Raw genomic sequence first — 21,228 nt, forward strand, 5'->3', positions numbered from 1 at the left:
CTGTTTCCGGCATCTAAGCCAAACTCAGGCAGAAATTCCACTTATCCCTGCTGTGCAGTTTTCCCGAGCCACCTCTGCCACCTCTACAAATACGGAGAGTACCCCGCGTTCGGTATTCCCGTACCAAATCGCGTTTTGCGCCTATTTGGCAAGGCGGATTCGGACCTATTTATGAAAGGAAGGCAGTGCGAAAATCTTGGTTTCGGAATAGCCGCTTTTGCATACTATCGCCGTGTTGTCGAAAACCACAGAAGCGACTTGCTCAACGAGATCATGAAGGTCTGCCAGACGGTGGGCGCGCCTGCAGAGTTGCTTGAAGAGCTTGATGCTGCGAAGACGCAAATCTCGTTTTCCAAGTCCATGGAACAAATTAAGACGGCCCTTCCGCAGGGCTTGCTTATCGATGGACACAACCCACTCAACGCTTTGCACGGTGCTTTGAGTGTAGGGCTTCATGGTGAGAGCGATGAAGACTGCCTCGACAATGCACAAGCGGTTAGACTCGTTTTGAGTGATCTCGTAGACCGGATCGCGCTATTGAAACAAGATAATAAGCAGCTCAGTGTGGCTGTCCAGCGTCTTTTGGCAAAAAAAGTATGAGCCCAAAATGTAAGTGACCTCCTATTCGATAATATGAAAAGTGGAAACCGCGACATCATTGGAGCTCATCGGCAACCCTAACCTAAACAGCAAGGGTGAGGGCCACAACAAGCTATGGCCGACACTCTCTCACGCCAGAGACGGAAGCCCAGCCCCCTCCCCAACCCCCTTCCCCCGGTGTAAACCTCTCCCCCTGCCCTCCCTTCACATTTCCGGGATCCCGTCATGAAAGCCATTCTCTACGAAGCCTTTTCCGCGCCGCCGAAGCTGGTCAATCTGCCGGATCCCACGCCTGAGCCGCATGGGGTGGTGGTTGAGGTGCGGGCGACGGGGGTTTGCAGGTCGGACTGGCATGGCTGGGTGGGGCATGACACGGATATTGTGCTGCCACATGTGCCCGGGCACGAGCTGGCAGGCGTGATTGCCGCGGTGGGGCGGGATGTGACGCGGTGGCGGGTTGGCGACCGGGTGACAGTGCCGTTTGTTGGCGGCTGCGGGCATTGCGCTGAGTGCCATGCCGGGCATCAGCAGGTGTGCGACAACCAGTTTCAGCCCGGGTTCACGCATTGGGGCTCGTTTGCCGAGTATGTGTCGATCCACCGCGCCGACCTCAATCTGGTGGGTTTGCCCGAAAGCCTGGATTTTGCCACCGCCGCGAGTCTCGGCTGCCGGTTCGTCACCTCGTTTCGCGCGGTGGTGGACCAGGGCCGGGTGTCGGCGGGGCAGTGGGTGGCGGTGCATGGCTGCGGCGGGGTCGGGCTGTCGGCGATCATGATTGCGGTGGCGGCGGGCGCGCAGGTGGTGGCGGTGGACATTTCGGAGGAGAAACTTGCGCTGGCCCGCGCGCTGGGCGCGGTGGCGACGGTGAATGCGCGCGAGGTCGACGATGTGGCGGGGGCTGTGCGCGATCTCAGCCATGGCGGGGCGCATGTGTCGCTCGATGCGCTTGGTGCTGTGGCGACCTGCGTCAACTCGATCAACTCTCTGCGCAAGCGCGGCCGGCACATCCAGGTGGGGCTGATGGCGGGGGCGGAGAGTTTTCCGCCGGTGCCGATGGGGCGGGTGATTTCCCACGAGCTGGAAATTCTTGGCAGCCACGGCATGCAGGCGCACCGCTATGACGCGATGTTTGCAATGATTGCGGCGGGGAAGCTGAGCCCGGAGAAGCTGGTGGGGCGCGAGATCTCGCTTGAGCAATCAATCGACGCGCTGATGGGGATGGACCGGTTCGAGGGTGTGGGCGTGACGGTGGTGACGGAGTTTTAGGGCGGGCTTGCGCGCAGGCGGCGGGAGGACACCGGCCGGCGGCGGAACCAAGCGGTGACTGCGGCGTTTTTTCCCTTTGAGAGAAGGAGAGCGTCATGCGCACCAGAACATCCATTGCCCTGCTGATCGCCCTGCCCGTCAACGCGGTGCTGTTTGGTGCGGGCGCCATTGCCGTGCTTTCGGTCCCCGAGCTGGCCGAGCATGCCAAGTCCCTGCTGCCGGCGGTGATCGTCGCCGGCTTTGCCGCAACGGCGCCGATCGCCTGGATGCTGGCGCCGCGGCTGAGAGTGCGGCAACGCCGCGATACGGCCCGGCTGCACGCCTGAGCGGACGGCCAGGATTTCGCCGCCGTCGAGGAACAGGCGCCGAGGTGCCCGGCGTTGGACCGTGGCCCGTCCCGGTTGCCTGTCATCCATGAGGGCTTGTCATTCATGGGGACTTGTCAGGGCCAATAATTCGATATAACTAGTTTTATCGAATTAAATGGAGTGACAGGCATGGACACGACGGAAGCTGCACAGGGATTTTCCGCCATGGGGTCGGAATCGCGGCTCGAGGTGCTGCAGGCGCTGGTCCGGGCCGGCAATGCAGGCCTGCGGGTCGGCGACATCCAGGAGCGCACCGGGATTGCCGCCTCGACGCTGGCGCACCACCTGAAATTTCTCAGCGCCGCCAACCTGATCGTCCAGCGCAAGGACGGGCGCACCATCATGAACACGGCGAACTACGCGTACCTGGGGGCGTTGGCGACCTTCATTCTTGAACACTGCTGCACGGAAGCGGAGGCGAGGCCATGACCGATCTCACAGAGACAGGCCGGCCCGCCGGCAGGGCGGTGAAGGACTGGCTGATGACGCCCTGGGCGGTGATCGCGCTGGCGCTGCTGGCGGTGGCAGTTGCCGATGCGGGGCAGTTCGGCGCGATTGTCAGCTTCGCGGTGCGGGCGTTTTTGAGCACCCTGCCCTACATTGTCTTCGCTGTTCTGCTGATTGCCGGGCTGAAGGCCGCGGGCGCGGAATCGGTGATCGCCGAGGCGTTCAAGGGCCGCGAGACAAAGATGATCGCGATGGCGGCGCTGTTTGGCGGGCTGGCACCGTTCTGCTCGTGCGAGGTGATTCCGTTTGTCGCCGGACTGCTGGCGCTGGGCGCGCCGCTGTCGGCGGTGATGGCGTTCTGGCTGTCGTCGCCGCTGATCGATCCGCCGACGCTGCTGATCACGGTGGCGGCGCTGGGCTGGCCGTTTGCCATCGGCAAGGCGGTGATCGCGGTGGCGCTCGGGCTGTCGGGCGGCTTTGCCATCAAGGCGGCGATGGGCGCGGGCCGGTTCCGGGATCCGCTGAGACAGATCAGGCAGTCGCGCTGCGGCTGCGGCCCGGATCCGTTTACCGGCAAGCCGGTGTGGCGGTTCTGGCAGGCGAGCGAACGCCGCGAGACATTCCGCAGCGAGCTGATCGCCAATGGCGTGTTCCTGGCCAAGTGGCTGGCGCTGGCCTATGTGCTGGAAGCGCTGCTGGTGACCTACGTTCCGGCGACGATGATTGCCGGGCTGGTCGGCGGCGAGGGCGTGGTGCCGATCGCGATCGCGGCGCTGGTGGGCATGCCGGCCTATCTCAACTCCTACGTGGCGCCGCCGCTGCTGGCCGGGCTGATGGAGCAGGGCATGAGCAACGGGGCTGCGATGGCGTTCATGATCGCCGGTGCGGTCAGCTCGGTGCCGGCAATGGCGGCGGTCTGGTCGCTGGTCCGCAAGCCGGTGTTCGCCGCCTATATCGGACTCGGAGTCTCAGGCGCGATCATCTCGGGGATCGTCTTCCAGATGGTGGTGTGAGCGAACGCCCCGCGGCGGCTTGACGGCATTCCGTATTTCTTATAATCCCATATTCAGGATTATTTCCTGATTATGGGATATACGCATGAATTCTCTCAATGACCGGCTGGCGGAGCGGCTCAGGCAGATCCGCACGGAGCGCGGCTGGTCGCTGCAGCAGCTGTCGGATGCCAGCGGGATCAGCCGCTCGACGCTGTCACGGGTGGAGAATGCCGAGGTCAGCCCGACGGCGGACACGCTGGGGGCGCTGTCGGCCACCTACCAGATGAGCATCTCGCAGCTGCTGGCGCCGGTCGAGGCACCGTTCACGCCGCTGGTGCGGCGGGCAGAGCAGAGCGTCTGGGAGGATACCGACAACGGGTTTTCGCGCAGGGTGGTGTCGCCGCCAAGTGGCGGACTGTCGGCGGAAGTGGTGCGCTGCGAGCTCGATGCCTACCAGATGATTTCCTATGCAGCGCCCTCGGTGCCGGGACATGAACACCATCTGGTGATGCTGTCGGGCTCGCTCAACGTGACGGCCGGCGGCGAGGAGCACCAACTCGAGGCCGGCGACTGCCTGCGCTACAAGCTTTACGGCCCGTCGCGGTTCCAGACCGGCGTTGATCCCGCATCCTATTTCATCGTTCTTGTGTGAGGCCCCATGACCATGATCAGCATTCATTCGCTTGCGCCCGGCGAGCTTGACGCCCACGCCGAAGCGCTTGCCGGGATCATGGCGCAGACCGTCAATGACGGGGCCGCGATCGGGTTCATCCACCCCTTCTCCGAGGCTGACGCGCTGGCGTTCTTTACCGGACAGGTTTTCCCGGAAGTCCGAGCCGGGCGGCGCAAGCTGCTGACCGCCAAGCGGGATGGCGAGACTGTCGGCACGGTGCAGCTGATCACCGCGTTGCCGCCCAACCAGCCGCACCGCTGCGAGGTGGCCAAGATGATGGTCAGCCCGAAGGCGCGGCGCCAGGGCATCGGCCGGGCGCTGATGCAGGCGCTCGACGTGGAGGCGCGGGCGGCAGGCAAGACCCTGATCACGCTCGACACCAGGACCGGCGACAAGGCCGAGCCGCTTTACCGGGCGGCCGGGTTCCGGACTGCCGGCGTGATCCCCGGCTTCGCGGTCAACCCCGATGGCGCGGCGCTGCACGCGACGACCTACATGTACAAAAACCTCTAAGCAGCGGCCCGGGCCGACACGCCATGCCCCGGCTCACATTCGGTTGCCACCTGAAGGATCTATGCCAGCGCGGGGAGAGAATTCAGGATTGGGCCCAAAACGGCCCTTGCCGGAATTTCACCTCAGCGAAGGCTGAGCCTGCAAGGCTGTGGCTTTCACCGGTACGTCAAGCCGGGCTGGTGTCACCTGACCAGGCACTGCCGTTCCCATTCGGTCAGGAATGACATTATCTCGAGGGAATCCTCGAGGCGCGGCGAGGGGCGGGCCGCCTCCTTGCGTCCGGCGGCGAGCGATGCCTCGACCATCTTGACCTGGTAATAGAAGGCATCGTGATCGGCATCGACATAGATGTCTTCGGGATCGCCGTCATAGGGCGTCCAGCGAAGATGGTTGCGGCCGGCAACGGGGAACCAGGGGTTGGTCATGAACCGCAGCGTGCCTTTGTCGCCGGAAATCATGAAGGCGTTGTCCATGCCGTAGCTGTCTGTCGATTGCAGTGTTGCCAAAACCCCATTTCCAAACCGCGCTGTCACGGCCGCATCACAGATGGTGCCGTCATGCGCCGATACATTGCCCATGCCCGCCAGCCGGCCTGTTGCAAACATGTCTTCGCCACACAGGGTCTGCACCACCAGGTGCATCAGCGATACCGGGTAGCAGCCCAGATTGTAGAGCGTGCCGCGGCCGAGCGGATTGGTGACCTTCCAGATATCGGCAGAATAGAACCCGGTGATTGCCCGCAAGCGACCCAGACGGCCCTCGGCGAGGATATCCATCAGGCGCAGGTAGAGCGGGTGCGACAGATACATGAACCCTTCGACAAAAAAGGTGGCGTTGGCGCGAACGGCAGCAGCCAGGGCGTGCGCCTCTTCCATGGTCGTGGTCAGGGATTTTTCGGACAGAACCGCCTTGCCCTTTTGGGCCGCAGCAATGGTCAGCGTGTGATGAACGTGATTGGGCAGACCGATATAAACGACATCGATCTGAGGATCGTCCAGAACGTCATCATAGCCAACGGAAATCTCCGGAATGGCGTATTTTCGCTGAAAATCCGCCAGGCTCTCGGGCTTGCGCCCGGCAATTGTACGGATCACAGACCCGTCTGACGCGCCGATCGCCATTGCAGTCTTGTGGGTAATAAACCCTGTTCCAAGCAGTCCCCAGTGAAGCATATGGTGTCCTTTGATTGACCGGAGCGCGATCCTAACCGCGCGGCGTCTGGTGACAAGGCGCCGTAGAGGCATTGGCGGGGAATGCCACCCGATCCGGAGGTCCGTCCGCAGTTTATGTGCTGCAAAACCAATGTCTGCTGACATACTGCTGTCAGCAGGTGAGCGGTATAGGCTGGGCGCCGCAACAGGACACACCACCATGACGCTGAAAGCCGACCCTGCCACCCACGCCACAGGCGTCACACTGGTTGCCGTTTCAGTGCTGTTTTTCAGTCTTGCCGGGATTTTTACCCGCTCGGTCGAGGCCGGAGCCTGGGAAGTGATCTTTTGGCGGGGCATTGCCGCGGCGGGGTTCGCGCTTGTCTTCATGATCCTGCGTGGCACGCTTATGAGCGAAATCCGCGGATTTGGCCGGGCCGAAATGCTGGTGGCACTGCTCGGCGCAAGCGGAACGGCAGCGTTCATCCCGGCACTGAAACTCTCCAGCGTTGCCAATGTGGCCCTGATCTACGCGGCGGCACCGTTTCTCGCTGCAGGCCTGGCATGGCTGATCATGTCCGAGATGCCGGCGCGGCGGACAGTGATCGCCAGCGCGATTGCCTTCATCGGCGTATTGGTGACCATTTCAGGTTCGCTTCAATCGGCCGGACTGCTGACCACCGGGCTTCTGGGCGACACGCTGGCATTGTGGATGACACTGATGATGGCCGCAATGATGGTGGTCTACCGCAAGCGGCCCGAGACCAAAGTCATGCTGCCTGCGGTGATGTCGTCCGTGCTGCTTTTGCCGCTGGGACTGGTGTTCGGAGATGTCATGGAAACACAATTCAGCGACATGCCGCTTCTGATCCTGTTTGGCGCTTCCTTTGCCGTTGCCGCGGTGCTGCTGCCCGAAGGCGCACGGCGCTTGCCCGCTGCCGAGACCGCCTTGCTGTCGATGCTGGAAACGCCGCTGGCGCCAGTGCTGGCCTGGCTGATCCTGTTCGAATTGCCAACGCTGCAGGCCGTTGCCGGCGGAATGCTCATTCTTGGTGCGGCGGCCTGGTCGCAGACACCCGGGCAGTTTTGGCCGGGACAGCGCCGGAAAGGCGGTCAGGGCACCCCGCTCTAGTCCTCTCCGGGCACCGGCTCGCGGTTCTTGTCGAGCAGCTTGCGGATCGCGGCAAGCGCCGGCAGGGTGCCGGCCATGAGCTGACGATGCTCATCGTCCAAGAAATTGCCGAAGGTCCGTGCCGAAGCGGCAATTGCCTGGTTGTGAAATTCCCTACCCGCCTCGGTGAGATAGACCAGTTTTGAGCGGGCGTCCTTTTCGCAGGGCCGGATCTGGATGAAGCCACGCTTTTCCAGCACTTTCAGGGAGTGACTCATGGTCGCCTTGCTCACCTGCATGGCACTGGCCAGGCTGTGAGGCGTTTTGCCGTCGCCCAGCCGGGAAAGATAAAGAATGATGGCAAAATGGGACGGATGGACACCGTCGGGCAATATCTTGGCGATCAACGTCTTGCAGAGCAGGTCAATGACATTGATTTCTATGAAAAAGGCGTAAGCATCGCCTGGCTTTTTCCCGGATTTCATTCCGCTCAATCTTCCCTCGAATTCACCTCCACCGGTTAAGGCGGACCGACCGGAACATTTGTAATCATATTCGAGACGCGCAGTCTTGTGAACTCCGGAGCGCCTCAAGCGCCGTTCGGGAACGATGTTTATTCATGATAGGGAATTTTACCGTCACCTGTTCCGGCTCTGGCTCTGGCTGTGGTCATGCAGCGCAGCGGTATCTGTCAGTCGAGCACCGGATTGCGGTTTTCATCGAGCAGCTTGCGGATCATGACGAGACCCGGCAGCAGCTCGGCAACAGTGTCCACATGCGTTGCGCGCATGAACTGGCTGAATGCCCGGGCTGCGGCAACGATCGCTTCCGCCTGGAAAGCGCGGCCGGCATCGGTGAGGAAGACGTTCTTCGACCGGGCGTCGAGATCATTGGGCCGGACTTCGATAAACCCGTGGCCTTCCAGCACCTTGAGCGAGTGGCTCATGGTTGCCTTGGTAACCTGCATGGCGTTGGCGAGGCCGCCTGGCGTTTTGCCGTTTCCCCCTCGAGCGAGATGAACGACGATGGCAAAATGGGATGGGTGAACACCGTCGGGCAATACTTTTCCAAGCAGCGTCGTACTCAACTGATCAATGATGGCTATTTCATTGAAGAAAGTGAAAACCTGACGTGCTTTGTCCCCAGCATCCATTCTGTTCAGAGTTCCTTTCCTCAATCTTCATCAGCCTTCGGGGACTGACCGTAATATGAATCAACTACACAATCATATAAAAACTGGCATATGGGGCAGACTGTCGCTGGACGTCAACGCCCATCCCCCCAACATGGGTTATCCTGGCTTCAAGGCATTCCTGCTTTGCAGGCAAAGTTACCGTTCGAAGACGGTCGCCGCCTCATGCGGGTGCCCCTGAATATGCGGGCCGGGGCCGGGCTCCGTATCATCGAGGCATACGCCGGAAGAGGCGCATACCCTTATTCGTGTGCCTTCACTCAGGCATGGCGCCGCTGTTTTTTTCCAGCAGCTTGCGCACAGACACCAGGCTCGGGAGCGCATCGCCCATGGTGCGGTAGTCTTCTTCCCGGAGAAAGGAGCCGTACAACCCTGTCAGGGCGGTGACGGCGCGTTTTTGAAAATCACGACCGGCCTCGGTGACGAACACCTGCTTGGAACGTGCGTCCGAAGGGCTGGGCCGGGTCTGGATGAATCCCCGCGCCTCGAGCACGGCGAGAGAATGGCTGATGGTGGTCTTGGTCACCTGCATGGCTTCAGTGATCTGCAAGGGAGTTTCGCCATCCCCTCCCCTGACCAGATGATTGATGATGTAAAAATGTGACCGGTGCAGATCGTCAGGCAGACACTTGTCCAACAATGCTTCGGACAATTGGGCTGTCTGGCAGGCTTCACTGAAATAGGCGAACACCTCCGCCGGGCCGTAGCTGACATTCCTCAGGTGGTCGAAATTCATCGTCTTCACACCTCTCGCAATTCCGCCTGAGCCACCGCGAACCGGGTGACCGGACCTTTGAGGCCTTACACGGTCTCGCCCAACAATTGCATTGTGCCGATATGGGTTGCAAGCCACGATCCACCCATGTGGTAAACCAGATATGTCCGATTTTGGTTCAACTGCGACTGGAATCGAGTCCCCCGGCCTGCATGTGTGTGTCGCATTTGTCTCATTTTGCAGCATCAGTGCCGGGATCGGCGGCCCTGACCTTGCGGCCACCGGCCAGCCAGTCGCGGTAGGTCTGGGCATCGCCGAACTCCATGAAGCTGGCAAAGGAAGCGTGCGGATCGGCAACCCGGCGGGCATGCTTGATCGGGCACCAGTAGGCTTCGGTGCGGCCGGCGATCTCGCGCGCATAGGCGATGACGCCATTGCCGTAGCCGCAATAGACGCAGTTGAACTTCTCGATCAGGTTGAGATAGGCGAGCATGTGGCGGTCGATGACAACGTAGTCGGAGCGCCGGACCCGCTCGATGCCGTAGACCCGGAAACAGATGTGCTGGTAGATCGTCACCGACAGATCGAGCAGGGCAAGCGGGATGGCCACGCCATATATGACCGGGGCGGTGAGCAGGATGGCGATGCGGGCGCCGGTGATGTAGGGCCACAGCCCGACGCGGTAGGCTTTCTGCAGGCCCTTCATCTCGCGGTCGAAGCGCACCTTGCCGCGGCTCAGCCGGTAACGGAACTGCTCACGGCCGGCTTCCATCTGCCGGTCACGCTCCTGCTCCAGCTCCGCGCGGGTGGCGCGAAGCCGGTCTTCGATTTCCTCAAGTACGGATTTGCTCATGGCACGGTCCCTCAGATTGCGAGGATGCGACTTTAACCCGGTGCCAGGGCTGCCGACATGCGGCAGATCAAACCGCGCCGCGGACGGCGGAGCAGGCCTTGCGCGCTACCGGGCGGGACCGGCTGGTCTCCGCCCGGTAAGCCGGCCGGTTCAGCCGAGCGTTTTTTCCAGCGCGGTGAGTATGGCGGTCCATCCGCCGATATGGCCATCGCGGGCTTCCTCGCTGCGGAACTTGACCTGGTGCAGCGTGATTTCGGTGACGCCCGGTTCGACTTCCGTGAAATCGATGGTGACCACGCTGTCATCGAGCGAGTGCGGCGATTCCCAGGTGAAGGCCAGACGCGAATGCGGATCGATTTCCAGATAGGTGCCGGCGTGGGGGATTTCCTTTTCCGCCGTCTTCATGAGGATGGAGAAACGGCCACCCCTGACCGGGTCATTGGTAACTTTCGAGGTCATGTCGCTGCCGCCAGGCAACATGAATTTCTCCATCATGCGCGGCGACAGCCAGGCGTCGAACACCTTCTGGCGCGGGGCAGGAATTTTGCGGCTTACGGTCAGTTCAAGTTCATTGATTGCATCAACCATTGTCATCGTCCTTTGAAACAAGTGCCTCTTCAAGCGCCGCAAGGCGCAACTCCCAGATGGACTTGAGTTGCCTGAACCAGCTCTCGGTCAGCTGCAAAGGCTCAAGCTCGGCCGCAATGAAATGCTCGCGGCCCACAGTCCGGCGGGTGACAAGCCCTGCTTCCTCGAGCACCTTGATGTGCTTGGAAACGGAATTCAGGGACATGTCGAAATGAGCAGAGAGCGCAGTCACCCTCAACGCGCCTTCCTGAACAAGGAGCGTCAGGATCTTCCGCCGGGTGGTGTCCCCGGCGGCCTTGAGAATTAGTGACAGTGCATCTTCGTTCATTTATTCACCCTTATGGTTGAATATTCTCGTCCGCAATAATAGTCAACCATATAGGTGAATATTGTTGCGGACGCGATGAGATCCCGGCTTTTCTCCCTGCATAAACGGGGAGACCTGTGAACACAAAAATGCCGGGACGATGCCCGGCATTTTCCAAACAGTGCGCATTGAACAGGCGGGCCTAGTGCGCCGGCTTGATGAAGGTTCCGTTCTGCAGCTCGGTCACGGCCTGGATCAGCTCGGAGCGCGTGTTCATGACGATCGGGCCGTGCCAGGCAACAGGTTCCTGGATCGGCTGGCCGGAGACCAGCAGGAAGCGGATGCCTTCGTCGCCGGCCTGGACCGTGATCTCGTCACCGGTGTCGAAGACCACAAGCGTGCGGTCACCCGACATGTCGCGGATCTGGATCTCCTCGCCCTCTACTTCCTTCTCGACCAGCACGCCGAACGGCCTGGAGGCATCGCGGAACGAGCCGGAGCCTGCGAAGATATAGGCGAAGGCCGAGCGGTAGGCATCGACCTTAAAGGTCTTGCGCTTGCCCGGCGGCACCGAGATATCGACATAGGACGGCTCGGCGGCAATGCCGTCGACCGGGCCGCGCTTGCCCCAGAACTCGCCGCAGATGATGCGCGCGGCGGTGCCGTCATCATCGACCTCGACGGGAATGTCGGCGGCGGTGACGTCCTGGTAGCGCGGTGCGGTCATCTTCATCGACGACGGCAGGTTGGCCCAGAGCTGGAAGCCGTGCATCTTGCCGGAGAGATCGCCCTTGGGCATTTCCTGGTGCATGATGCCGCTGCCGGCGGTCATCCATTGCACGTCGCCTGCGCCGAGCGTGCCGGTGTTGCCAAGGCTGTCACCGTGCTCGACGGTGCCGGCCAGCACATAGGTGATGGTCTCTATGCCGCGGTGCGGATGCCAGGGAAAGCCCTTGAGATAGTTCTCGGGCCGCTCGTTGCGGAAATCGTCAAACAGCAGGAACGGGTCGGTCAGCGACGGATCGTCAAAACCGAAGGCACGCTGAAGCTGCACGCCGGCACCTTCGAGATGCGGCACGGCGGTGGATTGATGTCGGACTGGTCTGATGGACATGGCAGTCTCCTTTGGATCGGAACCGGCAAAATCGGCCGGCACTTTTTGCGTTGGGCGAAATGTAGCGGGCCGGGGCGCGGCTTATAAGAGGCGACATGGAAACGCATTGTTCAACTTCCCGCGCCGTTGCAGGAACTCCGGAAGGCCGGGCGCGTTGGTCAGGCATCACCATCAAGGAGATGCAAATGACGCTGAAGATCGATTCAAAACTCGAGACCGAGCTGACACCGGAACAGGTGTCGGAGCACCAAACCCTGACGCGTGATGAAAAGCTGGAGCGGATCAGGGAGATGAAATTCGAGCTGGAACGGCAGACCGGGCGCGGCACAGCCGATCTTGAGCAGGTCGAGGCGCGCATGGCCGCGATCAAGCTGGCGATGGCGCGGGCGAAAAACAGGTAAATCGTGCGAGCGGGGCCGGAGCGTGGCCATCACCATCACCGGCATCGCCACCGGCGGCGGCTCACATGGTGGCGCCGCTGCCGAGTGCCGAGAGCGGGATCGCCGTGGTTTCCTTGATCTCCTCCATGACGAAGGAGGCGGAGACATCGGCAAGCTTCACCCTGGCGATCAGCCGCTGATAGAGCCGGTCGTAAGCCTTGACGTCGGAGACGCGGGCGCGGAGCACGTAGTCGAGATCGCCGGAGGTTCGGTAGACGCCGACAATCTCCGGGAACGCGCCGACGGCCTCGCGGAACTGCTTCAGCCAGTCCGCATCATGGCTGGCGGCGCGGACGAAGATGAAGACCGAGAGGCCGCAACCGGCGGCTTCCGCATCGAGGATGGCAACGCGGTCCCTGATCAGCCCGCGTTCCTCCATCAGCTTGACCCGGCGCCAGCAGGCGTTGCGTGACAGGTTGACCCGTTCGGACAGCGCGTCGACCGACAGGGTGCCGTCGCGCTGCAACTGGCTCAGGATTCGGATATCCATATCGTCAATCTGGTGCATGGCGGGATATATATCCCAATATTTAATTCATTCAAAGGACATTCGGGACAAATCTCCCTGCAGAGCGGGTTATCCTCACACACTCATAACACACGAGGGAAGCACGCCATGTCCAACCAGATCGCCCGCCTTTTCACCGAACACCCGCAATCGGTCGACGAAACCTATTTCGAGCATCTCAGGTTTGCAGGCGCATTTTCCGGCAAGCTGCTGCTGGCCAGCCTGGCGGCGCTGGTGCATGCGGTGCTGCCATTTACCTTTGAGAAAACTGCAAGCCGTATGATCAACGACATGCATCACCGGATGCACAACCGGAGCAAATGAAGCGCATGTGCCGATGGGCCGCCTACCGAGGAACCCCGATTCCGCTGGCGCAGATTGTCTCCGCCCCCGGCCATTCGCTGATCGAGCAATCGCATCACGCCACCGAGGCCAAGACGGCGACCAATGGCGACGGCTTCGGCATCGCCTGGTATGGCGAGCACAGGGAGCCAGGCCTGTACCGCGACGTGCTGCCGGCCTGGTCGGACTGCAACCTGAAATCGCTGGCGCGGCAGATCCGCTCGCCGCTGTTCCTGGCGCATGTGCGGGCCTCGACCGGCGGGGCAACCAGCCGCGACAATTGCCACCCCTTCGTGCACGGCAACTGGTCGTTCATGCACAATGGCCAGATCGCGGGCTTCGAGAAAATCCGCCGGCCGATGGAAGCCGCCCTCTCGGACCGGCTGTACCAGGCCCGGCACGGCACCACGGATTCGGAACTGCTGTTCCTGCTGGCGATCGAATTCGGGCTTGAGACAGATCCTGCAGCCGCCTTTGCCGAAGCGATCCGCTTTGCGCTCGCCGAGAGTGCCCGCGCGGGCGTGCGCGAGCTGGTGCGGTTTACCGCCGCCTTCTCCGACGGCCAAGCGCTTCACGCCATCCGCTATTCCAATGACGCGTTCGCCCCGACGCTCTACTCGGCGCCGACCTGCAACAACCAGGGCCATTGCCTGGTCTCCGAACCGTTCAAGGACACCGACACCAAATGGCACGAAATCCCGGCAGGCAGCATCGTCACGCTGACCAAGGGCGGGATTTCCTCGGCGCGGTTCTCGCCGCTGCAGGCGGAAGCGGTGAAAGTTGCGGAAGTGGCGTAAGGGGTAGCTGCAGACAGGAAGCAGCGTTCAATCCTGTTTATAGCACCTATTGGGCGGCGCCTAGCGTGAGGACTAACTTCTCAAGTAACGGCTTGGAAAGCCTGTCAACGTATTGTCTATACTCAGGTGAATTCTCCCGCCAAGAGGGAACACTTGCCAATCTAAGCGAGTCTTCCTAGATACCCTTTAGTACTGCTGGAATAACAAATTTCGAAAAGAACGCGATTTCTGAACGGAGAAGCAGAGCTGAACCAATATAGCTGAGTAAAAACAGGCAAAAAGTAGTTATTTTACTTCGACATTTTGTGAAAAATTCGCCAGAACAAAATCGACGATCCGGGCAATCTGATTTTAGGACAATGATGATTTTTTGTGCAAGCTACGTGATTGACGCTGCCACTGAAGACCGGCAGTTAGTATACGCTTGACGAAAACGCCCTAGGAGACGATCCAATGTCCAAGCTACTTCCTCATCAAAAGATGGCGATAATAGTGCAACGCCGAGCGGAAGAAGCCGCAGCGGCTAAGGCTTCACCTCGTCGCAATGCTCATCGGAAAAGTGAAAAATCTGACGGCACTCGCACTGCGCGTATCAGCTGGTATATCGAAATAAACCTTCCGGCACTCAACTTAATCGGGACCATTGAACGGTACACCGGCCAAACCGCAGGCGTTGGCGACAAGTATTTGGAAATCAAGCTGCCAAACGGTGAATACCTTGAGGCAAGCGTTGACGGCGGCAAGAAGGGATGGATGAAGCGAGTGTCCATTGCCCTCGGGATGCCTGACAGAGACGAGACATTAGTCACTACCCATGAATTCGCCGAATTGGTTCGCGAGCATGTAGAAGCGTCTCCTCAGGGCGGCACCGCTATCCTTCACTACGCCGCCTGAATCGAAGCCGATGACCATGCTCAGCTAAGACAAACAAGACAGATACGCTGTTGAAGCTAGCCCCCTTGGCCACGGTCTACCCATTCTGCGGTCGCCGCCCATGATGACGGTGGCGGGGAGACATCGTTGGCGACGATAAAACGGCCGCTGCGCACCCAGCCGGCGGCATGTCCTCGACGCGGTTCTCGCCGGTGCAGGTGGATGCGATGAAGGTTGCGGAAGTGGCGTGAGGCCGGGACCGAAACCGGAAAATTGTCAGGCAGCCTGCGTGGCCGACACAAGCCATCAACCCCACCAGTCTCAGCAAATATTGGCGCTGAATACCGCTCTGATGCTCATTTTGCGAGATGCGCCAATTCAGGGGCAGTACGCTTCACATCGATCTGGTGAACTTCCACGGTGACGACATTGTTCTCTACGAAGGGATCTTCATTGACTCTCTTCAGGACGCCGCTGCTCTCTTCACCATGAGCGAGTATGAACCCTCCACCTACATCGAGTGAGCCTACACACTGAAAAACTCCATCATTCATGCCCTTTGCAATCCATGCATTGTGCCCCTCCATGAATTGCGCGGCGGCTGATTTATTGTCTCCCAGTTTCAAAAGTATGATGTGCATGTGCCTTATACCTTTCATTTTTAACCGGCAGGCGAACTTCCCGTATTCAAACGCTTGCTTCCAACGAGATCGTGAAGACCAACAATTGCAACTATTCTCCGGATTGAAAAGTAGGCACTTTTTTCGTACTAAACTCACAAAACCGTACTATTGGAATTTTCTATGGTTGACGGCGAACAAGACACCCTCTGTCCGGCTCCGATTGTTTTCACAATGATCGGCGGCAAGTGGAAACTGGCGATTCTCAAAACCCTGATTTTCCATGGAACCAAACGCTTTGGCGAACTGCGTCGTGAGGTGGATGGCGTCACGCAAACCATGCTGACCAAGCAACTCCGCACACTCGAAGCTGATGGATTGATACGTCGTGAGATATTCGCCGAGGTGCCACCTCGTGTGGAGTATAGCGTGACTGAAGACGGACTATCCCTCAAACCGGTTTTCGAGGCCATGCATTGTTGGTGGCTGGCACGGAAGCAACACTGAAAAATCACCCAGCCAGCACTGCCACCACCCACCCTCCCGGGATCACCGAGAGCTGAGCGAAACCTTGCCGGTCAGCAATTCGGCAATCCGCGCCGCCAGCCGGTCAGCCACCTCGCTCTTGCTCAGATCGGGCCAGTCCTCGACGCCATCTTTTGAGACAATGCGGACGCAGTTGCGGTCGCCTCCCATGATGCCGGTGGCGGGGGAGACGTCGTTGGCGACGATGAAATCGGCGCCCTTGCGGGCAAGCTTGGCCTGGGCGTTGGAGATCACGTCGGCGGTTTCGGCGGCAAAGCCGACAACGAGGTGCGGACGGTTCGCATGGTGGCCGATGGTCTTGAGAATGTCGGGATTTTCGGTGAGCTCAAGCGGCGCCGGGCCCTCGCCCGGCTTCTTCTTGATCTTTTCGCCCGAGGCCGCAGCCACCCGCCAGTCGGCAACGGCGGCGACGAAGACGGCGATGTCGGCGGGCAAGGCCGTGGTCACAGCCGCGAGCATGTTGGCAGCACTTTCAACGCGGATGACCGTGACGCCGGCGGGATCGGGGATGGTGACCGGGCCGGAGACCAGCGTCACCTCGGCGCCGAGGCGGGCGAGTGCGCCAGCGATGGCGTGGCCCTGCTTGCCCGACGAGCGGTTGGCGATGTAGCGCACCGGGTCGATCGGCTCATGCGTCGGGCCGGAGGTGACGATGGCGGTTTTGCCTGCGAGCGGCCTGGGTGCGCCATCGAGCACCGCCTCGATTGCAGCAACGATCTGCAGCGGCTCGGCCATGCGACCTTCTCCGGCCTCGCCGGATTCGGCCATTTCGCCGGCCATCGGGCCGATGAAACCGATGCCGTCACTGCGCAAGGTCGCGACATTGCGGCGGGTTGCCCTGTGCGCCCACATGGCAGGGTTCATCGCCGGGGCGATCAGCACGGGCTGGTTGGTGGCGAGCAACACGGTGGAGGCGAGATCGTTGGCGAGCCCATTCGCCATCCTGGCCATCAGGTCGGCGGTGGCGGGCGCGACGCAGATCAGATCACAATCCCGTGCCAGCCTTATATGGCCTACATCCTGCTCGTCCTCGCGGGAAAACAGGTCGGTGTAGACATGATCGGCAGCGAGCGCGCCAACCGCCAGCGGGGTGACGAATTCCTGCGCGGCGGCAGTCATCAGCGGACTGACTTCGGCACCGCGTTCGCGCAGGCGGCGGATCAGGTCGAGCGATTTGTAAGCCGCAATGCCGCCGGAGATAATCAGCAGGATGCGCTTGCCGGCAAGGCTCTCGTGGACGGGCTCACTTGGCGCAAGCAAAACCGGCGCCACGACGGGCGGCGCTGCCGGCGTGTCGGCAACGCTATCCAGGCCGGCAAGGATGAAGCGCATTTCCTCTTCCATCGAGCGACCGTTCCTGGCGGCACGCTCGCGCAAAGCCTGCTTGGCAGTGTCGTCAAGATTGCGGATGGTCAGTGTCGCCACGGGCGCCTCCTGGGCACGGAGATCTATGCTTGCCGCGACAATGTAGGCATTGCATGCATTGCAGTCAAACCGATGCATGTTGCGTTCAAGGGTTTTCGCTTGAACGCAGCGCACATGCAGCATTTCGATGGGCCAAAGCGACCCTTGCGCATGCAACCCGTGCCTGGCGCCCGAGGCCGTAACCAACAGATTCAAGCGTCTGCCCGGGCGACGGTCAGAGGCCCGAGGGGGCGCATCGCGCAGACAAACGGCAACCCGGCGCCGGGCCGGGTTGCCGGTAACTCGTGCGATCAGGCCGCCTTGAGGATCTCGACCATCTCGATTTCGAAGATCAGGTCCTTGCCAGCCAGCGGATGGTTGGCGTCGACGGTGATTTCCTGTTCGCCGACGGTGGTGACGATGAGCGTCACCTGCCCGCCCTGCGGCGTCTGGGCCTGCAGCTGCATGCCTTCCTGCGGCTCGAGCTCGGGCGGCAGGGCGTCGCGCGGAACCTGCTGAACCTTCGCCGGGTCGTGGGGGCCGTAGGCCTCTTCGGCCGGAACGGTGACGGTCTGCTTGTCACCGACCTTCATGCCCTCGACCTCGCGGTCAAGACCGGGGATGATCTGTCCGGACCCGACCTGGAATTCCAAAGGCTCGCGACCCTCGGAACTGTCGAACCGGGTGCCGTCTGTCAGTGTGCCGGTATAGTTTATCCGCACGGTGTCGCCGGATTTGGCCTCGCTCATATGTCTATCCAATGCTTGTGTATTTCCCGGCGTGTCCGTGTGTGGGATCTCGTGCGCGGTGCGCTGCCGGGTTTCCTGCCCTGACGGCGTCTATTTTGCCGTCGGCGAATGTTGGCTCGGCCCTCAATGGCCCATCCAATGTCCCCAGTTTGCGTGAAATGGGCTGGAATTGCAAATCCGGCGGTGGACTTTTGGAGCCGCACCCTTTCCAGCCGGGGATGGCGGAAAGCTTACCGCAACCGCATCGAATGCGTCGCCTCGTTCTCCTCCACCGGCTCGAAGCCGAGCAGTTCGTAGAAGCTGCGCGAGGCGGGGGTGGCGCGCAGGCGGATGCGGGGGAACCGGATGGAGGCGCTGTCGAGCGTCCGGGAGACAAGGGCGCGGGCGATGCCGATATGGCGGTGGTCGAGGCTGACATAGAGATGGCGGATGCGGCCGGCATTTTCGCTCAGATAGGGATCGCGGTTGAGGCCGCAGAAACCGATCAGCCTGCCATCGTCGAAAGCACCGATCAGGCGCTCGCCGGGACGATCGAAGCGGTTGTCGCCCGAACTCCAGTCATGCAGCATCCGCTCGACGAAGGGATAGCCGTCGGACCATGCTTCATCCGAGAGCGGCTGGACATCGATGTCATCGAGCGAAAAGGGCCGGTAGGCGAGCGCCCCTACCATAGGGGGTGGATCGCCAACGCTCCCCAGACCGCTGCAGCGGCAATGATCCACAGCGCCACACGGCCCGAACGGGTGTGACGGGCCTCGGCCTTGCCGATGGCTTCGGAGGTGGCGGCATCAAAGCGCAGGCCGTGCTCGGCCATGTCGCCGACCTCGTTGGCAAAGCGTTCGGTGCGGGCGGCGAGATCGGGCAGTTGCTCGGCCAGCCTGAGGGCTGCGATGGCACCGGCCTTGACGTCAACGGCGATGCGTTTGGGGCCGAGATTGCCGCGGATCCAGTCGCCGACCACCGGTTCGGCGGCCTTCCACATGTTGAATTTCGGGTTGAGCGTGCGGGCCACACCCTCGACCACGACCATGGTCTTTTGCAGCATGACCAGCTCGGGCCGGGTTTCCATGTCGAACAGCTCGGTGACCTCGAACAGCAGCGTCAGCAGCCGCGCCATCGAGATGGTTTCGGCCGGCTGGCCGTGGATCGGCTCGCCGATGGCGCGGATGGCCTGGGCGAAGCTCGCCGGATCATGCCGGGCCGGCACATAGCCCGCCTCGAAATGCACGTCTGCGACACGGCGGTAATCGCGGGTGATGAAGCCGTAGAGGATTTCGGCGAGGAAGCGGCGTTCCTTTTTGCCGAGACGGCTGACAATGCCCATGTCGACGGCGACAACCATGCCTGCCGGATCGACGAAGAGATTGCCCTGGTGCATGTCGGCATGGAAAAAACCATCGCGCAGGGTGTGGCGCAGGAACGACTGGATCAGCGTGTCGGCCAGCGCATCGAGATCGTGCCCGGCTGCCTTCAGACCGGCGACATCGCTCATCTTGATGCCGTCGATCCATTCCATGGTCACGACATCACGGCCGGTGCGTTCCCAGTCGACCTTTGGCACGCGGAAGCCCGGATCATCGCGGGTGTTGTCGGCCATCTCCGACAGGGCGGCGGCCTCGAGCCGCAGATCCATCTCGATGCGGGTGGTCTGTTCGAGCGTTTTGGTGATTTCGACCGGGCGCAAGCGGCGCGAGGACGGGATGAACCTCTCCTGCAGCTCGGAGACCAGGTAGAACGCCTCGAGATCCTGCCTGAAGCGCTGGCGCACGCCGGGCCGGACGACCTTGACGGCGACCTGGCGCGGCCCGTTTTCGTCGGTGACCTCGGCCGGATGCACCTGGGCGATGGAGGCGGCCGCAATCGGCGGATCGAAGCGCGAGTAGAGTTCGCTGACCGGCCGGCCGAGCGAGCCTTCGATGGCCGCCCGCGCCTGGGCCTCGGGGAAGGTCGCCATCCGGTCCTGCAGGCCGGAAAGGTCATCGGCGATCTCGGCGCCGACCACATCGGGCCGCGTGGCGAGGAACTGTCCGAGCTTGACCCAGGAAGGGCCCAGCCGTTCGACCGCGCGGGCCAGCCTGTCGGTGCGCTCGATGCTCTTGACCTGGCGCTTGGCCAGCAGGCCCGCGACCCGGTGGCCGAACTGCAGCGGCGCGGGAAGCTCGTCGGCGGGCAGCGAGGAGACCACGCCCTCGCGCACGAGGATGAAGCCTGCCCGCATCAGGCGCAGATAGGTGCCGATGCTTGCCATGCCGCTCAGATCTTCCAGGCTGAATGAAGGGCTGCGATGCCGCCGGTGTAATTGGTGTAGCCGACGCGGGAGAAACCGGCGCGCTCGATCATGGCGGCGAAATCGGCCTGGCGCGGGAACTTGCGGATCGATTCGACCAGGTACTGGTAAGGCTCTGCCTCGCCGGCGATGACCTTGCCCATGGCGGGGATGCCGTTGAACGACCAGGCGTCGTAAATCCTGTCGAGGATCGGCATCTCGACCTCGGAGAATTCGAGACAGAGGAAGCGGCCGCCGCGGCGGAGCACCCGGTAGGCTTCGCGCAATGCCTTGTCGATGTCGGGCACGTTGCGGATGCCGAAAGCAATTGTATAGGCGTCGAAACTGTTGTCCTCGAACGGCAGTTCCTCGGCATTGGCCTCGACAAATTCGAGATTGCCGGCATAGCCCTTCTTTTCGGCACGTTCCGCGCCGACGCCGAGCATCGAGCCGTTGATGTCGAGCACGGTGCCCTGGGCCTGGGCGTCCGAGGCTGCGACAATGCGGAAGGCGATGTCGCCGGTGCCGCCGGCCACGTCGAGAAAGCGGAAGCCGGGACGGCGCGGCGGGTTGAGGCTCGCAACCATGGCGTCTTTCCAGACCCGGTGCAGCCCGCCCGACATCACGTCATTCATGATGTCGTAGCGCTTGGCGACCTTGTGAAAGACGTCGTTGACCAATTCCTGCTTTTCACCATCGGACACGGTGCGGAAGCCGTAGCTGGTCTGCATTCCGCCATCTGTGGAAACGCGCTGTTCTGACATCTCTTATTCCCGTGATTCTTCCATAT

27 protein-coding genes and 1 pseudogene are annotated in these 21,228 nt (G+C 61.5%); 13 read left to right on the forward strand and 15 right to left on the reverse strand.

All coding sequences use genetic code 11. The features are described 5' to 3' along the window. From WNY80_RS08570 to WNY80_RS08600, 7 genes and pseudogenes are all read left to right on the forward strand, one after another. A pseudogene (locus tag WNY80_RS08570) lies at positions 1 to 600 on the forward strand (hypothetical protein); the annotation flags it as partial. A 225-nt stretch (positions 601 to 825) separates the two neighbouring features. Beyond that, positions 826 to 1,866: a zinc-dependent alcohol dehydrogenase family protein gene (locus WNY80_RS08575; RefSeq protein WP_342886954.1), complete on the forward strand. Its 1,041-nt coding sequence runs from the start codon at positions 826 to 828 to the stop codon at positions 1,864 to 1,866. 95 nt (positions 1,867 to 1,961) lie between these two features. Then, positions 1,962 to 2,192, forward strand: coding sequence for a hypothetical protein (locus WNY80_RS08580; protein WP_342886955.1), 231 nt, complete (start codon positions 1,962 to 1,964; stop codon positions 2,190 to 2,192). A gap of 171 nt (positions 2,193 to 2,363) precedes the next feature. Beyond that, positions 2,364 to 2,663 (forward strand): metalloregulator ArsR/SmtB family transcription factor, encoded by a 300-nt coding sequence (locus tag WNY80_RS08585; protein WP_342886956.1) that lies wholly within the window; start codon positions 2,364 to 2,366, stop codon positions 2,661 to 2,663. Continuing rightward, positions 2,660 to 3,694 (forward strand): permease, encoded by a 1,035-nt coding sequence (locus WNY80_RS08590; protein WP_342886957.1) that lies wholly within the window; start codon positions 2,660 to 2,662, stop codon positions 3,692 to 3,694. The genes WNY80_RS08585 and WNY80_RS08590 overlap by 4 nt, the downstream gene beginning before the upstream one ends. 85 nt (positions 3,695 to 3,779) lie before the next feature. After that, positions 3,780 to 4,328 carry a helix-turn-helix domain-containing protein gene (locus tag WNY80_RS08595; RefSeq protein ID WP_342886958.1) on the forward strand — a complete coding sequence of 183 codons (549 nt, stop codon included), beginning with the start codon at positions 3,780 to 3,782 and terminating at the stop codon, positions 4,326 to 4,328. A gap of 6 nt (positions 4,329 to 4,334) precedes the next feature. Next, positions 4,335 to 4,862: a GNAT family N-acetyltransferase gene (locus tag WNY80_RS08600; protein WP_342886959.1), complete on the forward strand. Its 528-nt coding sequence runs from the start codon at positions 4,335 to 4,337 to the stop codon at positions 4,860 to 4,862. 182 nt (positions 4,863 to 5,044) lie between these two features. Here WNY80_RS08600 and WNY80_RS08605 read toward each other — a convergent pair whose 3' ends face one another. Continuing rightward, the gene (locus WNY80_RS08605) at positions 5,045 to 6,034 is read right to left on the reverse strand and encodes a Gfo/Idh/MocA family oxidoreductase (RefSeq protein WP_342886960.1); all 990 of its coding nucleotides are present in this window, start codon (positions 6,032 to 6,034) and stop codon (positions 5,045 to 5,047) included. Between the two features lie 199 nt (positions 6,035 to 6,233). Between WNY80_RS08605 and WNY80_RS08610 the strand changes: the two genes are divergently transcribed. After that, entirely contained in the window at positions 6,234 to 7,145 is a 912-nt protein-coding gene (locus WNY80_RS08610) for a DMT family transporter (protein ID WP_342886961.1), read from the forward strand. On the opposite strand, the gene WNY80_RS08615 is transcribed toward WNY80_RS08610, so the two are convergent. The 7 genes from WNY80_RS08615 to WNY80_RS08645 form a co-directional block, all read right to left on the reverse strand. After that, positions 7,142 to 7,609: a MarR family transcriptional regulator gene (locus WNY80_RS08615; RefSeq protein WP_342886962.1), complete on the reverse strand. Its 468-nt coding sequence runs from the start codon at positions 7,607 to 7,609 to the stop codon at positions 7,142 to 7,144. The genes WNY80_RS08610 and WNY80_RS08615 overlap by 4 nt on opposite strands. 206 nt (positions 7,610 to 7,815) lie before the next feature. Beyond that, on the reverse strand, positions 7,816 to 8,277 hold the full coding sequence (locus tag WNY80_RS08620) for a MarR family transcriptional regulator (RefSeq protein WP_342886963.1): 462 nt from the start codon (positions 8,275 to 8,277) through the stop codon (positions 7,816 to 7,818). Between the two features lie 295 nt (positions 8,278 to 8,572). Continuing rightward, positions 8,573 to 9,052, reverse strand: a complete 480-nt coding sequence (locus WNY80_RS08625; protein WP_342886964.1) for a MarR family transcriptional regulator — start codon at positions 9,050 to 9,052, stop codon at positions 8,573 to 8,575. 211 nt (positions 9,053 to 9,263) lie between these two features. Then, positions 9,264 to 9,884 carry a hypothetical protein gene (locus WNY80_RS08630; protein WP_342886965.1) on the reverse strand — a complete coding sequence of 207 codons (621 nt, stop codon included), beginning with the start codon at positions 9,882 to 9,884 and terminating at the stop codon, positions 9,264 to 9,266. A 150-nt stretch (positions 9,885 to 10,034) separates the two neighbouring features. Further along, the gene (locus WNY80_RS08635; protein ID WP_342886966.1) at positions 10,035 to 10,472 is read right to left on the reverse strand and encodes an SRPBCC domain-containing protein; all 438 of its coding nucleotides are present in this window, start codon (positions 10,470 to 10,472) and stop codon (positions 10,035 to 10,037) included. Then, positions 10,465 to 10,800, reverse strand: a complete 336-nt coding sequence (locus tag WNY80_RS08640; RefSeq protein ID WP_342886967.1) for a metalloregulator ArsR/SmtB family transcription factor — start codon at positions 10,798 to 10,800, stop codon at positions 10,465 to 10,467. Before WNY80_RS08640 ends, WNY80_RS08635 begins: the two co-directional genes overlap by 8 nt. 181 nt (positions 10,801 to 10,981) lie before the next feature. Then, positions 10,982 to 11,893, reverse strand: coding sequence for a pirin family protein (locus tag WNY80_RS08645; RefSeq protein WP_342886968.1), 912 nt, complete (start codon positions 11,891 to 11,893; stop codon positions 10,982 to 10,984). A gap of 185 nt (positions 11,894 to 12,078) precedes the next feature. Between WNY80_RS08645 and WNY80_RS08650 the strand changes: the two genes are divergently transcribed. Beyond that, positions 12,079 to 12,294, forward strand: coding sequence for a hypothetical protein (locus WNY80_RS08650; RefSeq protein ID WP_342886969.1), 216 nt, complete (start codon positions 12,079 to 12,081; stop codon positions 12,292 to 12,294). A 61-nt stretch (positions 12,295 to 12,355) separates the two neighbouring features. Here the strand turns inward: WNY80_RS08650 and WNY80_RS08655 are convergent, their stop codons facing one another. Next, positions 12,356 to 12,841, reverse strand: coding sequence for an Lrp/AsnC family transcriptional regulator (locus WNY80_RS08655; protein WP_342886970.1), 486 nt, complete (start codon positions 12,839 to 12,841; stop codon positions 12,356 to 12,358). A 108-nt stretch (positions 12,842 to 12,949) separates the two neighbouring features. Between WNY80_RS08655 and WNY80_RS08660 the strand changes: the two genes are divergently transcribed. The 3 genes from WNY80_RS08660 to WNY80_RS08670 all read left to right on the forward strand — a co-directional run bounded on the left by WNY80_RS08660 (position 12,950) and on the right by WNY80_RS08670 (position 14,874). Then, positions 12,950 to 13,165 carry a DUF6356 family protein gene (locus WNY80_RS08660; RefSeq protein WP_342886971.1) on the forward strand — a complete coding sequence of 72 codons (216 nt, stop codon included), beginning with the start codon at positions 12,950 to 12,952 and terminating at the stop codon, positions 13,163 to 13,165. Positions 13,166 to 13,170: 5 nt separating this feature from the next. After that, complete coding sequence (locus WNY80_RS08665) at positions 13,171 to 13,980, forward strand: class II glutamine amidotransferase (RefSeq protein WP_342887473.1); 810 nt, start codon at positions 13,171 to 13,173, stop codon at positions 13,978 to 13,980. Positions 13,981 to 14,433: 453 nt separating this feature from the next. Further along, positions 14,434 to 14,874 carry a hypothetical protein gene (locus WNY80_RS08670; protein ID WP_342886972.1) on the forward strand — a complete coding sequence of 147 codons (441 nt, stop codon included), beginning with the start codon at positions 14,434 to 14,436 and terminating at the stop codon, positions 14,872 to 14,874. A gap of 335 nt (positions 14,875 to 15,209) precedes the next feature. On the opposite strand, the gene WNY80_RS08675 is transcribed toward WNY80_RS08670, so the two are convergent. Then, entirely contained in the window at positions 15,210 to 15,494 is a 285-nt protein-coding gene (locus tag WNY80_RS08675; RefSeq protein WP_342886973.1) for a hypothetical protein, read from the reverse strand. Positions 15,495 to 15,656: 162 nt separating this feature from the next. Here WNY80_RS08675 and WNY80_RS08680 point away from each other — a divergent pair, with 162 nt between their 5' ends. After that, a complete protein-coding gene (locus tag WNY80_RS08680; protein WP_342886974.1) occupies positions 15,657 to 15,980 on the forward strand; it encodes a helix-turn-helix domain-containing protein in 324 nt (107 codons plus the stop codon). A 42-nt stretch (positions 15,981 to 16,022) separates the two neighbouring features. Here the strand turns inward: WNY80_RS08680 and coaBC are convergent, their stop codons facing one another. The 5 genes from coaBC to ubiE form a co-directional block, all read right to left on the reverse strand. Beyond that, positions 16,023 to 17,444 carry a bifunctional phosphopantothenoylcysteine decarboxylase/phosphopantothenate--cysteine ligase CoaBC gene (gene coaBC, locus WNY80_RS08685; RefSeq protein ID WP_342886975.1) on the reverse strand — a complete coding sequence of 474 codons (1,422 nt, stop codon included), beginning with the start codon at positions 17,442 to 17,444 and terminating at the stop codon, positions 16,023 to 16,025. Positions 17,445 to 17,734: 290 nt separating this feature from the next. Continuing rightward, complete coding sequence (locus WNY80_RS08690) at positions 17,735 to 18,172, reverse strand: peptidylprolyl isomerase (protein WP_342886976.1); 438 nt, start codon at positions 18,170 to 18,172, stop codon at positions 17,735 to 17,737. Positions 18,173 to 18,402: 230 nt separating this feature from the next. Beyond that, positions 18,403 to 18,843, reverse strand: coding sequence for a GNAT family N-acetyltransferase (locus tag WNY80_RS08695; protein ID WP_342886977.1), 441 nt, complete (start codon positions 18,841 to 18,843; stop codon positions 18,403 to 18,405). Then, positions 18,837 to 20,420 (reverse strand): 2-polyprenylphenol 6-hydroxylase, encoded by a 1,584-nt coding sequence (ubiB, locus tag WNY80_RS08700; RefSeq protein WP_342886978.1) that lies wholly within the window; start codon positions 20,418 to 20,420, stop codon positions 18,837 to 18,839. Before ubiB ends, WNY80_RS08695 begins: the two co-directional genes overlap by 7 nt. A gap of 5 nt (positions 20,421 to 20,425) precedes the next feature. Beyond that, positions 20,426 to 21,202, reverse strand: a complete 777-nt coding sequence (gene ubiE, locus WNY80_RS08705) for a bifunctional demethylmenaquinone methyltransferase/2-methoxy-6-polyprenyl-1,4-benzoquinol methylase UbiE (RefSeq protein WP_342886979.1) — start codon at positions 21,200 to 21,202, stop codon at positions 20,426 to 20,428. Positions 21,203 to 21,228 lie beyond the last annotated feature (26 nt).

Origin of the sequence: Hoeflea sp. AS16 (assembly GCF_038900095.1) — a bacterium.
Lineage (GTDB): Bacteria > Pseudomonadota > Alphaproteobacteria > Rhizobiales > Rhizobiaceae > Hoeflea.